We start from the raw sequence: 561 nt of genomic DNA on the forward strand, positions 1-561 counted from the left end.
CCTGATCGGCTATGACGCATCCCCTGCCGACACGCGCCGCTATGCCCACGCCTCAGCTATCGACGACCCGCTTTTCAATTGTCGTTATCCGCTGCGCGAGTGGAACTGGACGCGCGACCGTTGCATCGCTCGCATCGAAGCGGCCGGTCTGCCGGTCCCGCCCAAATCGAGCTGCTTTTTCTGCGGCGCGATCCGGCCCGATGAGGTGCGTGCGTTGCCGCAATGGTGCCTGCGCCTGATCGTCCTCATCGAAGCGCGGGCCGAACCGCGCCTTCGCACCGTCGAAGGTCTCTGGCGCCGGTCGACCAAAACCAAGCCCGGCAGGATCACCGATTTCATTCGCGCGGAGCGCCTTCTTTCCGAGGCCGAGGTCGACGCGATCCGCCGCGACGCGCCGACCGAGCTTGTCCGCTTCCAGGACGCCGCCGGCCTCGTGCCAGTGAGCGAGCGTCCGACGATGGAGGAATGGCTCGAGAGCTTCAACGCCGGCCTGATGGAGGCAGCATGACCGACCGAATGTTACGGATCGCCGCGCTCAACGACCGTTGCCGCCAGGGTCTG

1 protein-coding gene is annotated in these 561 nt (G+C 66.1%); it reads left to right on the plus strand.

The annotated features are described in order from the left end of the window. Positions 1-508: hypothetical protein (locus AACY08_RS28315; RefSeq protein WP_445262053.1), on the plus strand; the 508-nt coding region annotated here is incomplete at its 5' end. Positions 509-561 lie beyond the last annotated feature (53 nt).

It is taken from the genome of Pseudomonas sp. EL_65y_Pfl1_R83 (genome assembly GCF_963970695.1).
Taxonomy (GTDB): Bacteria; Pseudomonadota; Gammaproteobacteria; order Pseudomonadales; family Pseudomonadaceae; genus Aquipseudomonas; species Aquipseudomonas tritici.